Consider the following 14,364-nt stretch of genomic DNA (forward strand, 5'->3'; position numbering starts at 1 on the left):
TTCCACGATATCGTAACAATATTAGTATAAAAAACGAGGCTGTTGAAAAAACAAAAGTTTTTTCTCAGCCTCATGAATGATAAAAATAAGATTGAATTAGCGCTAAAAGTAGCAACCTTATATTATCGTGATGGATGGAACCAAAGCGATATTGCAACTGAACTAAATATTTCCCGGGCAACAGTGTCACGATTATTACAATTTGGTCGGGATCGAGGATTAGTAACCATTAAAATTCATAATCCGGTTGCTCCGCTTCACCAGTTGGAAGTAGACTTACTCGCTAAATATCCATCATTGCATAAAATTATTATTGTTCCAGGCACGGATGATCCACTTGAAGAAGTTGGCGCAGCGGGTGCTAAATATATCGAACAAGTCGTAGAAGATAAAGACATTATTGGCTTAGGCTGGGGAAAAACCGTCTATCAAGTAGGATTGCATTTGAAACCTAAAGACGTTACTGGTATTACTGTTGTTCAAATGAAAGGCAGTATGGCAAATACTAATACGCGAAATTATGCGTTTGAAACGGTTAATATCTTTGCCAATGCTTTTAATACCGTTCCACAGTATTTGCCGTTACCAGTTATCTTTGATCATGCAAAGACACGTGAATTAGTTGCTAATGATACCCACATCAAACATATTTTGAAATTAGGGGAGCAGTCTAATATCGCTGTTTTCACAGTGGGGACAGTACGTGACTCAGCATTGTTATTTAAATTAGGTTATTTCACCAAGCAGGAGCAATTAACGTTGCAACATGAGGCGGTAGGGGATGTTTTCTCTCGTTTCATTGATAGCAAGGGCCAGATAGTAAATGAAGATATTAATCAACGAACAATTGGGATTGCGCTCCCAGAGTTGCGAAAGAAAAAACACAGTATTTTAGTAGCAGCAAATGTTGCTAAGGTACCAGCAGTGCATGGTGTTTTAACTGCTGGTTATGCAAATACATTGGTTATTGATCAGGAGAGTGCGAATAGCCTAGTTAATTTTTTAAATTAAATGTCAAATTGGGACACGAAATTTGCCAAGAAGGGCTTAACCTTCGATGATGTATTACTTATTCCAGCTGAAAGTCATGTATTACCAAATGAAGTTGACTTGAGTACACAGTTAGCTGATAATTTGAAGCTTCATATTCCGTTGATTAGTGCCGGAATGGATACTGTTACTGAAGGACCAATGGCGATTGCAATGGCCTTACAAGGTGGCTTAGGGGTTGTTCACAAAAACATGTCAATCCAAGCCCAAGCAGGAGAAGTAGCTAATGTAAAGAGCGTAGTCGTACCTGCAGGAGCAACTAAGGCTGCAGTTGATGATAATAATCGTTTATTAGTTGCTGCAGCAGTTGGGGTTACTAGTGATACTTTTGAACGTGCTGAAGCCCTTTTGAAGGCGGGCGCAGATGCTATCGTTATTGATACAGCTCATGGACATTCAGCAGGTGTTCTTCGTAAGATCGCAGAAATTCGCGAACACTTCCCAGACGCAACTTTAATTGCCGGTAATGTTGCTACTGGTGAAGCTACTCGCGCTTTGTTTGATGCTGGTGTTGATGTTGTAAAAGTTGGTATCGGTCCTGGTTCAATTTGTACTACTCGGGTGGTCGCTGGAGTTGGTGTTCCGCAAATTACTGCTATTTATGACGCTGCTAGTGTTGCTCGTGAATATAACAAGCCAATTATTGCCGATGGAGGTATTAAGTACTCTGGTGACGTTGTAAAAGCTCTTGCTGCTGGTGGTAATGCAGTAATGCTTGGTAGTATGCTTTCTGGTACTACGGAAGCACCTGGCGAAGTTTTTGAAGACAATGGCAAGAAGTACAAGGCTTATCGTGGAATGGGTTCTGTTGGTGCAATGGCTCAAGCACATGGTTCCTCCGACCGTTACTTCCAAGGTGGGGTAAATGAAGCTAATAAGCTTGTTCCGGAAGGTATTGAAGCTCGGGTAGAATACAAGGGCGATGTTTCTGATATTGTTTTCCAAATTGATGGTGGCCTTCGTTCAGGAATGGGTTATGTTGGTGCTAGTGATATTCCAACATTGATCGAAAAAGCCCAATTTGTCCAAATTACTAATGCAGGACTTATCGAGTCACATCCTCATGATGTCCAAATTACTCGTAGTGCACCTAACTATAAATAAATGAAAATTCTAGTTGTTGATGATGATAAAGAAATTGTTCAATTACTTGAAATTTACATCCGAAATGAAGGATATGAGCCAATTTCTGCTTACGACGGAAAAGAAGCGTTGACAAAGCTAAATACTAATCCTGATATCGGTCTGATTATTCTTGACTTAATGATGCCAGAAATCGATGGAATGGATGTAATTAAGCGGGTGCGGAAAGATTCTGATATTCCAATTTTAGTGCTTTCAGCTAAGACGGCAGATATGGATAAGATACAAGGTTTAATCACTGGTGCGGACGATTATGTTACTAAGCCATTTAATCCGCTTGAAGTAATGGCACGAGTTAAATCATTACTTCGTCGGAGCCAAGGAGAAGTGACAAATGATCAACCAGATATTCTTAATGTTGGCCCATTATTAATCAATAAAGATTCTCACGAGGTTAAGACGATTAAAGGGGATGTAATTCAATTAACAGCCCTTGAATTTGGTATCTTATACTTACTCGCCAGTCACCCTAATCGTGTTTTCTCAGCAGATGACATTTTTGAGCGGGTATGGCAACAAGAAAGTGTCGTATCAGCCAAAACAGTCATGGTTCACGTGAGTCATTTGCGGGATAAAATTGAAGAAGCAACTAACGGTGAAAAGGTTATTCAAACTGTTTGGGGTGTTGGTTATAAGGTGGAAGACCACTAAGTGAAGTTAACGGGGCGTGAAAAGAGTTCGCTTATTTTAGAAGGGGTAGTAACGGTTATCTTATTGTTATTGCTGAATATGGCGATTATCGTAATTATTCAAGATGCCATTCAGTCAAATCCGGGAGTAACCAATGGAATCTTTATGATTAAGCAATCATTGAAGATTGGTCCTCTTCAAGCACAAATATGGAGCTATCAGCGGATCTTAATTGCCTTTTTAGTAATTATTGATGTGTGGGTGGTATGGTGGCGATTGCGTCGCCGATACCACCTTTATCAGATGGATCATATTATCGCGGAATTACACTATATTGCGCAGGGACATTTGGATCATCGGATTCCGTTTCGGCTAAAAGGGAATCAACAGCATGTTATTACTAGTGTAAATGCATTAGTTGATAGTGCGGTGCGTTCAATGGATGATGAACGGAAGATTGAAAAGTCAAAAGATGAACTGATTACTAATGTGAGCCATGATTTACGGACGCCATTGACTAGTATTATTGGCTACTTGGGATTGATTGAAGATAAGCAGTATCGTAGTGAGGAAGATATTCTAAAATACACCCATACTGCTTATGAGAAAGCTAAGCAAATGAAGACCTTGGTGGATGATTTGTTTGAATATACAAAAGTTCAGCAACATGGGGCACCAGTAAATATTATGAAAATCGATCTTAACCAGTTAATTGAACAGTTAACGGCAAGTTTTGAATTAGAAGCCCAGCACCGCGGAATCGAAATTACTTCCTCAGTTATTCCTAATCCTTTAATGATTGAGGCGGATCCGGAGAAGCTTGGTCGAGTTTTTAATAATTTAGTTTCAAATGCCTTTAAATATGGCAATGGTGCAAGTTACATTCGGATCAATGCCCGGCAAGAAAATGATATGGTGGTCGTCAAAGTTGCTAATGATGGTACACCAATTCCTGAAAAAGCACTTGACCACCTATTTGAGCGTTTCTACCGCGCAGAAGCTTCCCGTTCACGAGCTACTGGTGGAACGGGATTAGGTTTAGCGATTGTCAAAAGCATTGTTGATCTTCATCATGGGAGCGTCAAGGTTACTTCAAATGAAGACGAAACAGCATTTATTGTTACATTACCTTTAAAACAAGAAGTTAAAGAAACCAACCAAAAATCGAGTAGGAGATAAAAAATCGAGTAGGAGATAATTGATTAGTTCAATTATCGACCTCTCACACCACCGTACGTACGGTTCCGTATACGGCGGTTCGACAACTTAATCACATTGAATTGACTGGAGCGTCTTGGACATATTCATTGAAGTTATTAACTAAACGTAATCGTGGAATATCTCTGACAAGAATGTTTGAAGAAATTCATCGAAAAATGCGTGGGTGGCTTCAGTACTACTCAATTGGGAAACTAACTAACTTTATTCAACGCCTTGACAAGTGGTTGAGGGTCCGAATAAGGCAGTATATTTGGAAGCAATGGAAAAAGTTTAAAACTAAGGTAACTAACTTACAGAAGTTGGGGCTGTCCCAGCATGATGCATATGTCTTCGCTAGTACCCGCAAGGGCTACTGGCGAACTGCACATAGTAAGACCTTGAGCTATTCTCTAACTAATAGAAAACTGGAACAACTCGGACTTATGAATATGTCCAAGACGCTCCAGTCAATTCAATGTGATTAAGTTGTCGAACCGCTGTATACGGAACCGTACGTACGGTGGTGTGAGAGGTCGATAATCGAACTAATCAATTATCTCCTACTCGATTTAAAAGTTATTAACTAAACGTAATCGTGGAATATCTCTGACAAGAATGTTTGAAGAAATTCATCGAAAAATGCGTGGGTGGCTTCAGTACTACTCAATTGGGAAACTAACTAACTTTATTCAACGCCTTGACAAGTGGTTGAGGGTCCGAATAAGGCAGTATATTTGGAAGCAATGGAAAAAGTTTAAAACTAAGGTAACTAACTTACAGAAGTTGGGGCTGTCCCAGCATGATGCATATGTCTTCGCTAGTACCCGCAAGGGCTACTGGCGAACTGCACATAGTAAGACCTTGAGCTATTCTCTAACTAATAGAAAACTGGAACAACTCGGACTTATGAATATGTCCAAGACGCTCCAGTCAATTCAATGTGATTAAATGGAATATACAAAGAAGAATTACAAAAAAGCACCTTTATCATCAATTCACTTTCGAATATATTTTGCCCTCGCTCTTGGACAAATTGCTTGTGGTTTTGCTCTTGGAATTAGTGGAACTGCCCTTTCCCAAGCAACCGATTATATCAATATTACCGACTTTTGGGTTGGCCTAATTGGTGCTGGGAGTTTAATTGGACTCGCTGGGAGTGCTTTAATGGGTAAAATCGCTGACCAATTTGGCCGGCGAAGAATGTTGATGCTCGATATGTATCTTTTTTCTATATTTTCTCTTTTACAATTAGTAACAATGAATCTTATTATCCTGTTTATCTTACGGATTTTAATTGGTTTAATGATTGCCATTGACTATACTGTTGGGAATGCTCTATTGGTAGAATGGTTACCAGCAAAAGAAAGCGGACGCCTACAAAGCCAACTAATCATTTATTGGACAATTGGCTTTATTACTTCATACATCGCGGGAATTTTAGTAACAGGGTTTGGTGCTCATAATTGGCAAGTTATCCTTGCATCAAGTGTCGTTCCGGGACTGATGGCTGCAATCTATCGGTCAATCTTCCGAATTCCTGCATCTCCGAGCTGGTTAGCAAGTCAAGGGAAAAATAAAACTGCTCAAAAACTAATTCAAAAACATCTCGGGAAAAAATGGGGATTATCATTAAAACAAATTCGTAGTAAAAAGCCAAAAGATGTCTCTCTTAAAACCCTATTTAATCCCCCTTATCGCCGAAAAACCATTGTTGGTGGCTTATTCTATGCTTGTCAGGCATTTTCATTTTTCGGTATCAGTATCTTCTTACCAATTCTCCTAAAAAGTATGAATCTTGGTAATAACAACCTCTCTGGGATTATCTATAATAGTTGCGTCCTTATCGGCGTAATTTTCGGTAGTTTAATCTTCAAGATTCTTAGCAGGCGGATGTTTTTGGTAAGAACATTTTTCCTTTCAGCAGCAGCCCTTATCTTATTAATAATTGGCAATAACTTTTCACCTTTCTTCCAAATTAGCGTTTTTGCGATCTTTGCGATAGTCTTATCTTCAGGACTTGTCCTTGATTATCCATATCCAACAGAACTATTTGATGTTAAGGTTCGAGCCAGTGGAGTTGGTACTTGTATCACTATCAGTCGTTTTGGGGCTGCTAGTGGAACATTCTTATTACCAATCTTAACTCATCTTGGTGGTCCCATTTTAGCAATGCTAGTTTGTACTCTTGTTTTACTTATAGGTGGTACTATCTGTCTTTTATGGGCACCTGAAACTTCACCAAAATATATTTAAATGAGCTTAAACATTATGCGAAAAGAAAGTCTCGATCGGTATCTTGGTGAAGACAAGCTTTTCGTTAAATCAATGAATGCTCGTGATCTCATGGCAATTGGGATCGGTACTGTTATTGGTACTGGGATTTTCATTCTTCCTGGAACAATTGCCGCAAATTCAGCTGGACCAGGAGTGTCATTGTCATTTCTGTTTTCAGCGATTGTCTGTGCGCTAGCTGCAATGTGTTATGCTGAGTTTGCTTCTGCATTACCGGTTGCTGGGAGTGCCTACTCATACGGAAATGTAGTGTTTGGTGAATTCCTTGGCTGGTTGCTGGGATGGGCATTAGTTCTTGAATACATGTTAGCTGTTGCTTCTGTTTCAACAGGTTGGGCAGCCTACTTCAATACATTGCTTGAAGGATTTGGTATTCATCTCCCTAAAGCGCTATCGGGTCCATTTGATCCAGCCCATGGTACCTACATAAATATCGTGGCGGTTGTAATTGTTCTTTTGATTACAGTAATGCTTGCACGGGGGATGCAATCTTCACTGCGTATCAACAACATTGCTGTTTTCCTTAAGATTGCAATTATCTTGATCTTTATTATTGTTGGTTTCTTCTTCATCAAGCCCAAAAATTACCATCCATTCCTTCCATACCACATGAAGGGTGTGATTCACGGGGCAACGATCGGTTTCTTTGCTTACCTTGGTTTCGACTGTGTTTCCAGTTCGGCTGCCGAAGTTAAGAATCCTAAACGAAATATGCCTCTAGGAATTATTGGGACACTTGCTGTTGCAACAATCTTATATACTGGTGTTGCCGTAGTCCTAACTGGGATGGTTAAGTACACCAAACTTGACGTTGCCAATCCAGTGGCGTTCGCCTTACAGATGGTTCATCAAGACTGGTTGGCAGAATTATTGTCAATTGGGGCTTTGATCGGAATGTTCACAATGATGGTTTCAATGATCTATTCTAGTTCTCGTTTGATCTATGCAATTGGTCGTGACGGTCTGCTTCCTTCATTCTTAGGAAAGCTTGATAAAAAGAGCCACTCGCCACAAGTTGCATTATGGATCGTGGCGATTATTATCGCTATCATGGGCGGACTTGTTTCTCTTGATCAACTTACAAGTTTAGTTAACATCGGAACTTTATTTGCTTTCATGCTCGTTTCATTTGGGATTATTCCGCTTCGTAAGCGAAAGGATATCGGTAATCGTGGAGGCTTTAAGGTGCCCCTCTACCCTGTGCTTCCAATTCTTTCTGGTCTCACCTGCCTTGGCATGATGACCCAGTTGCAAAAAGAAACATATATTGGAGCAGCAATTTGGTTTGGAATCGGAATTATCATCTACTTCACTTACGGCTACTGGCACAGTAAGTTAGCAGATAAGAATTAAATGGCAATTGAAGTTACTAGTGGCGCAGTTGTATATCGTCAAGGCGAAAATGGAATTGAGTATTTACTCTTAGAAAGTCAAAATAAGGGACACTTCTGGGGATTCCCGAAAGGTCACGTTGAAGGCAATGAATCACTAAAAGAAACAGCAATTCGTGAAATAAAAGAAGAAACGCAATTAGAATTATCGATTGATACCAGCTTTAAGGTGTATACCGAATACGACTTACCAAATGGCAATCATAAACAAATGACCCTTTATACTGCCGAATTAGATAATAAGGAAGACATTCACCTGCAAGTAGAAGAGATTAAGAATTGTGGATGGTTCAACTATCAAGATGCTCGTGAACGGTTAACCTACGAGAATTTAAAAGAACTGTTAGATCAAGTTAACGATCATTTAAAATAAATGAAAAATAATAAGTATGTGTTTATTGTGACAGGGGCAGCGGGGTCCGGCAAAACAACTGTCGCTAACTATCTTCAAAATCATTATGATATGCACCGGGTAATTACCCATACGACCCGGCTGCCACGTCCGGGAGAACAAGATGGGGTAGACTATCATTTTGAAACACCATCTTCCCTGAAGAAACTCCATTTACTTGAGCAAGTAACTTATGACCAGTTTCAATATGGTTCTTCATTAGAAGGCTTAGCAGAAGGATGGAAACAAGGGGAAAATGATGTGATTGTTCTTGACACAGCTGGTGCGATTACTTACCATCACCAACTTGGTGCCCAAGCAGTTATTATTTTCTTGACCGTTACCCATATGGCTTCTTTAGCTAAGCGAATGACACTGCGGGGCGATAAATTGAGTGCGATTCGTTCTCGTTTACATAGCAAAGAGTATCACCGTGATCTTGCTTTACCAGCGGCTTTAAAAGGGATCGCGCATGTCGTAGTTAATGACCAGTGGAAAAATACCAAACAACAAATAGATATAATTGTTAGGCAGATATTATCCAAAAAGAACTAATTGGAGAAATTAATTGATCAAGCACAGACCATTATTAAAGACCATCGTTTGCGGTGGACTAAGCAACGTAAAATGATGATTGAATCAGTTGCGCGACATCCTGATCGTTACTTTAATATTGTAGAAATTGACCAATATCTTCGAGAACAATTCCCTGGATTAAGTCACGATACTATTTATCGAAATTTTAAAGAATTTGAGAAATTGGGCATTGTCGAATTGCGTCAACAGCATGATCAGATGCAGGTTAAATATTCGTGTGATTTTACCCATCACCACCACTTTATTTGTGATATTTGCGGACGAGTTCAAGAAATTCAAATGCCACCAATTGATAAGAAATTCTTTGAGAAGCAGTTGCCAGGAGTTAAAATCACTGGGCATCGGTTTGAATTGCACGGGATATGTGCCCAATGCCAGAAAAAATCTTTACAATAAATGGGAGCAAAGATACCGCCATTAGTAACCCCATTTGCACTTGTATCATTGGTACTTGCGTTGGGTGCCACCAATGTAGTAGTTAATAAAGCAACGCATACTTCTGAGGGTGCAAAAGTAACATCAGTATCAACAAGTCGCCAATTTCAGCAATCGGGTGATGAGGAAAGCAATCAATCAAGTCGGAATTCACAAAGCGATCGTGATGATAATGATGAGAGTGCAAGTAATTCATCAACTACCCGGACAAGTAATAGCAACAATACAACGGACGATACTGGGGATACTAATCAACCTACACGGTCAGCAGGAAACACTGGCACAGAAGCATCGACAAATCGATCAGCAAATACAAACGAAAGTACGAGTGCTAATCGAAACAGTACCTCACAATCGACTGGTACAACAACTAACAATAATACAACGACACAAGACACGACTGGTGGTAATACTACCGGAACGACTACGACTGAATAAATGTTTAGTTTTCTTGATATGATTAACTCGTCATTGAGTTACTTTAACCTTGACGTAAAGTTAAAGAGTCGTATTTATATCATTATTGCTTTTCTGGGCGATATTTATTTAGTTTATGTTACGTTCCGACTCTTTATGAATCATGTTTGGCTACGGGCATTGTTATATTGCTTAGCAGTGATTGGATTAACATATTTTATCTATCTTAATTTCGTCTTTTACTTTCTTGAAAAGACTTCACGATTTGATTTTATTTCACCGCGTGTCGCAAAGATTACTGGTCAAAAATTTGAGGACGGCAAAGCTAAGACGCCTCTTGATGCACAACAACGACTAGCGGCAGAATTGGCAAACCGGTCAAATGGCTTGTTTGCTAATGCCGACACGATCCCAGCAGCAGTAGCAATTGACGAACATGAACAACATAACTTACACCGTGTTGTTGACCAACTATTAATGGAAGGTGTGTTTATTAACGGCTATGATGGTCTAAGTGAAAAAGAAATCGTTGAACAGTATCAAGCAACTGAAAAACCAGTTACGGCTTTGAATTCACAATCTGTTCCGCCATACTTTGAATTAGTTCATGATGAGTTGCAACACCGTCTTGAAATCTACATCGGGATGAACCAAATGGAACGGCGCCCAGTTGGTCATATTACCAAAATCGGCCTAACCGATGTCCATACTGCTCATGATAAGTATCAATTGTATCTTGCAACAGTAGTTGTTACTGGGGGCCCGAATAAGATTGCTGGGCGAAGCGGTTCAACAATTTTAACGGAAGAAGATTATGGACTACAAGTTCAAGTAGCTTATAAACAACGAAATAATGCTTAAAAACAACCTAAGATTAGTTCAGGAAGCGAGACAGAAGTCACTTGTGACTTCGTTTTTCGACGCGAAGCTAGCCTTTGGGAGCCCCCGCAAGCAACAATAGGCCTCCAATGTTCGGCTTTTTTGCCGGACGTTGGAGGCCATTGTTGTACTGCGTATTTGCTTTTTATGAAAGTAACTTAACTTATATCACAGTCCCTTTTTATGGCAAAAACTAAAAAACATTTAACTAAATCCAAAGATAAAGTATTTCTTGGTGTCTTTGGGGGTATCGCTGACTACTTTGGTCTTGACGAAACCCTCGTTCGGATAATCGGAATTCTCATTTTCGTCTTTACTGGCTTTTTCCCGCTAGGAGTCTTCTACCTCTTAGCTGCCCTCGTAATGCCTGAATATAATGGCAATAAGACAAACAATGATGACAATATCGTCGACGGTGAATTCAGAGAAAAATAAATGCGTGTTACGAGAACTATTCGTGACTTTGAAAATGCATTGATAACGTTATTAGAGAAAAATTCTTTTGAAAGTTTGACGGTTGATCAAATTTGTAAAGAAGCATTGATGCACCGGAGCAGTTTTTATCGCTATTTTAGTGATAAGTACGATCTCTTAGAGCAAACGTTAAATGCACAAATTAATAAATTGACGGAGAATACGGATTCTGAAGATGACATTATTAAGCAATTATTATCATACATTGATAAAAATAAAGATGTTATCCGTCATTTAGCACCTAATAGTGCACGGAGCTCTTTGTATACCGAAATTTTAAATATTTTAAGTCAGGTTCTTTTAGAGCGGCGCAATCTTGAGACTAATGATCCAATTGTAACGGCGCTGCAAAAGTCTGATAATCCCGAGATGCTTGCTTATGTATTGAGTGGCGCTATTATCGGGACCTTTTACTGGTGGCAAGGCAATAATTATGATGTACCAACTGAGGACGTTATTAAGTTTGCGAGAGCAGCTACCAAGTCATTAACAAACTAAATGTGGAGCATGATTAAAGGCGAATTTCGTCATATTATTCATAACCGTTTACTGCTTCTATCAGTAACGGTTATTTGCTTCATACCTTTCCTATATAGTATTTTCTTCTTAAAATCAGTATGGGACCCGTATGGAAGTACACGAAACTTACCGGTTGCGGTGGTAAATAAGGACATTCCGGTTGAGTACCAAGGCCGGAAAATGGATGTCGGGAAACAGACCGTTGATGAATTGAAGAAAAATCATCAATTAAAGTGGGAATTCGTATCCGCTAAAGAAGCAAAGTATGGTATGAGCCATCGTAAGTACTATGCTGTTGTTACGATTCCTAAGGATTTCTCTGAAAATGCAACGACTGTTTTACAAAAACATCCCAAGACGATGAAATTAAATTATCAAACTAATGGTTCTTTAAACTACATTGGACAGGTAATTGTCCAAACTGGGATGACACGGCTAAATGAAAAAATTCGTGCCCAAGTTACTAACGCTTACGCAACGGTAATGTTTAAGCAATTGCATGTTGTAGGTAAGGGGATGAACAAGGCCGCTGATGGTGCCCAACAAATTGGTACTGGAATGGTGACCTTAAGTGATGGTGTAAATCGTTATGTTGCCGGAGTTTCCCAAGTAAATAACGGGGTTCAAACCTTGCGTGTTAGTGTTGCACCATTAGCTTCTGGTGCTCAACAACTTGCTACCGGGAGCCAAACCTTAGCAAATGGTATCATGCAATATACTGGTGGGGTTAGTCTCCTCGGCAATGGTGTTGGTCAATTAATGGCTAATTCCGGTGCACTAAATTCCGGTGCCAACCAGTTGAGCAGTGGCTTAAGCACTTTAATGGCTAACTCTGGTGCGTTAAATTCTGGTGCTAGTCAGTTGAATGCTGGGTTAAATACTTTAATGGCTAACTCGGGTACATTGAGCTCCGGTGCTAACCAATTAAGCAGTGGTTTGAATACGTTAAGTGGTAATTCAGAGAACTTAAGGAACGGTTCTGGTCAACTAGCATCCGGTGCTAATCAGTTGAATTCAACCGTTAACAGTCAATTAGGAAACATTAACTTTAACGGGATTATGGGGGCCATGGATCAAGCACAAAATCTTCAGCAAGGACTAGGTCAACTCCAGACCGGTTTGGCAACTGCCAAGAATGCTCTTGCTGGTGTTCAAAGTAGTGCTGCTAGTCTTCAACAAGCTTCGGGAGCATTATCTGGTGCTGCCGGTGCTGGTGACAAGCTTAAAGGTATTGCAACTAACGATGGTCAAATTGCTGGATTAGCACAACAAATTCTTAGTGATGATAAAGCTAGTGATCAATCTAAGAAGGCCGCTCAACAAATTGTACAAAATGCTAGTGCTAACGTTGCTGCTATTCAAGGATTAAGTGGAACTCTTGGTCAATTAAACAATCTTCAAGGAAGCTTGAGTGGTATGCAGCAACAATTAGGTCAGCTCTCACAAATGTCTGCTGTGTTAGATAATGCAGATGGGACTATTCGTCAAGCTAACTCATTATTAGCAACCTTAAATGGCTATAAAGGTACCCTAGCGGCAATGCCAGGAGCTGTTGATCAACTTAAACAAGCAACAAGTCGGATTTCTTCTGGAGCAAGCACGCTTAATAGTGGTGTAAACCAATACACTAATGGTGTTGATAGTGCTGCTGCCGGTGCTGGTACGCTTAATTCAGGAATTGGTCAATATACAGCTGGGGTTGCTCAAGCTGGAGCCGGTGCTAATCAACTAGCTAGCGGAATCGGTCAATACACAGCTGGGGTCGCCCAAGCTGGAGCCGGAGCTGGTCAATTGGCTAGCGGAATCGGTCAATATACAGCCGGAGTTGGCCAATTGGGTAACGGAATTGCCCAGCTTAACGCTAATAGCGGGGCCTTGAATTCTGGTGCAGCTCAATTAGCTGGTGCGCTTGGTCAACTAAACGGTCAAGTTCCTGCTCTTATTGCTGGTGTAAACCAATTAGCTGCCGGAACTCAACAACTTCAAGATAATTCTCCTGCTCTTATTTCAGGAATTGCGCGGTTGAATGCTGGTGCTTCTCAACTGGCTACATCGCTTGCAGGTGGTGCAAAGCAAATCAACGGTATTAAGACTTCACCACGGACTGCCAAGATGTTTGCAGAACCAACTGCTCTTAAGCACACGGATTACAGTTATGTACCAAACTATGGTCACGCCTTAGCACCATACGTTCTATCATTAGCAATCTATGTTGGGGCACTTGTATTTAACTTTGTTTACCCAATTCGTCGGGTTGCTGAATTTGGTAAAGCTCCAATCGCTTGGTGGGCAAGTAAGGTAACAGTTGGATCACTGGTAGTAACTGCAATGGCAATCGCGGAAGATGCAATTATGATGGCTTGTGGACTTACAGTTATTCACCCAGTTGCATTCTTTGCGACAACCATATGCTTTGGGTTAGCTTCAATGGCAATTGTTATGTTCCTTTCAATGCTCTTTGATAACCCCGGTCGATTCTTCGCCATGGTTCTCTTAATGCTCCAATTAGGTGGATCTGGTGGTACCTTCCCAATGGAAATTACGATGAAGTTCTATAATGTAATTCACTGGTACTTACCGATGACTTACTCAATCTTAGGACTCCGTGATTCAATTTCTGGTGGTTTGGGAGCACATTACACGATGTTCTGTAACACTGTTCTGATCGTAATCGCAATTGTCTTCTATGCATTGTTATTAGTCGGCATGATTTGGTTACAACACCATCACTATGCTGGTCGCTCAGAATTGGATAATAACCAAGAACTACTTGGACCAGAAGGCGATTATGACGGCATGCACCTTCAACAACGTCGCCCAAACCAAGGAGACAACGGTGAACAATAAGAGCCCCCGCAAGCAACAGTAGGCCTCCAACGTTCGGTTTTACCGGGCGTTGGAGGCCATTGTTGTACTGCGCCATTTGTCTTTTATGAAAGTAACTTG

The 14,364-nt window shown here is 40.3% G+C and carries 14 protein-coding genes and 2 pseudogenes; all 16 read left to right on the top strand.

Translation table 11 applies throughout. The annotated features are described in order from the left end of the window. Positions 1 to 72: 72 nt before the first annotated feature. The 16 genes and pseudogenes from HHK02_RS09815 (at position 73) to HHK02_RS09890 (ending at position 14,265) form a co-directional block, all read left to right on the top strand. Positions 73 to 1,011: a sugar-binding transcriptional regulator gene (locus HHK02_RS09815; protein ID WP_003670345.1), complete on the top strand. Its 939-nt coding sequence runs from the start codon at positions 73 to 75 to the stop codon at positions 1,009 to 1,011. Continuing rightward, positions 1,012 to 2,154 carry an IMP dehydrogenase gene (guaB, locus tag HHK02_RS09820; protein ID WP_078009412.1) on the top strand — a complete coding sequence of 381 codons (1,143 nt, stop codon included), beginning with the start codon at positions 1,012 to 1,014 and terminating at the stop codon, positions 2,152 to 2,154. Beyond that, positions 2,155 to 2,844 (top strand): response regulator transcription factor CroR, encoded by a 690-nt coding sequence (gene croR / locus HHK02_RS09825; protein WP_003665397.1) that lies wholly within the window; start codon positions 2,155 to 2,157, stop codon positions 2,842 to 2,844. Further along, positions 2,845 to 4,002: a sensor histidine kinase gene (locus tag HHK02_RS09830; RefSeq protein ID WP_181462361.1), complete on the top strand. Its 1,158-nt coding sequence runs from the start codon at positions 2,845 to 2,847 to the stop codon at positions 4,000 to 4,002. 125 nt (positions 4,003 to 4,127) lie between these two features. Continuing rightward, a pseudogene (locus tag HHK02_RS09835) lies at positions 4,128 to 4,508 on the top strand (group II intron maturase-specific domain-containing protein); the annotation flags it as partial. 88 nt (positions 4,509 to 4,596) lie between these two features. Beyond that, positions 4,597 to 4,971, top strand: a pseudogene (locus HHK02_RS09840) (group II intron maturase-specific domain-containing protein); the annotation flags it as partial. Next, positions 4,972 to 6,276 (top strand): MFS transporter, encoded by a 1,305-nt coding sequence (locus tag HHK02_RS09845; RefSeq protein WP_085680413.1) that lies wholly within the window; start codon positions 4,972 to 4,974, stop codon positions 6,274 to 6,276. Beyond that, complete coding sequence (locus HHK02_RS09850) at positions 6,277 to 7,668, top strand: APC family permease (protein WP_085680415.1); 1,392 nt, start codon at positions 6,277 to 6,279, stop codon at positions 7,666 to 7,668. After that, the gene (locus HHK02_RS09855; RefSeq protein WP_035160315.1) at positions 7,669 to 8,079 is read left to right on the top strand and encodes a bis(5'-nucleosyl)-tetraphosphatase; all 411 of its coding nucleotides are present in this window, start codon (positions 7,669 to 7,671) and stop codon (positions 8,077 to 8,079) included. Continuing rightward, positions 8,080 to 8,652 (top strand): guanylate kinase, encoded by a 573-nt coding sequence (locus HHK02_RS09860; protein WP_152743075.1) that lies wholly within the window; start codon positions 8,080 to 8,082, stop codon positions 8,650 to 8,652. Continuing rightward, entirely contained in the window at positions 8,653 to 9,090 is a 438-nt protein-coding gene (locus HHK02_RS09865; RefSeq protein WP_107690598.1) for a Fur family transcriptional regulator, read from the top strand. Next, positions 9,091 to 9,567: a hypothetical protein gene (locus HHK02_RS09870; RefSeq protein ID WP_085650489.1), complete on the top strand. Its 477-nt coding sequence runs from the start codon at positions 9,091 to 9,093 to the stop codon at positions 9,565 to 9,567. After that, positions 9,568 to 10,407, top strand: coding sequence for a DUF6681 family protein (locus tag HHK02_RS09875; protein WP_181462362.1), 840 nt, complete (start codon positions 9,568 to 9,570; stop codon positions 10,405 to 10,407). A 201-nt stretch (positions 10,408 to 10,608) separates the two neighbouring features. Next, on the top strand, positions 10,609 to 10,860 hold the full coding sequence (locus HHK02_RS09880; RefSeq protein ID WP_003669028.1) for a PspC domain-containing protein: 252 nt from the start codon (positions 10,609 to 10,611) through the stop codon (positions 10,858 to 10,860). Then, a complete protein-coding gene (locus tag HHK02_RS09885; protein WP_003664827.1) occupies positions 10,861 to 11,397 on the top strand; it encodes a TetR/AcrR family transcriptional regulator in 537 nt (178 codons plus the stop codon). Beyond that, positions 11,398 to 14,265, top strand: coding sequence for a YhgE/Pip domain-containing protein (locus HHK02_RS09890; RefSeq protein WP_098046969.1), 2,868 nt, complete (start codon positions 11,398 to 11,400; stop codon positions 14,263 to 14,265). Positions 14,266 to 14,364 lie beyond the last annotated feature (99 nt).

Source organism: Limosilactobacillus reuteri, from assembly GCF_013694365.1.
In the GTDB taxonomy this organism is placed as follows: Bacteria; Bacillota; Bacilli; order Lactobacillales; family Lactobacillaceae; genus Limosilactobacillus; species Limosilactobacillus reuteri_E.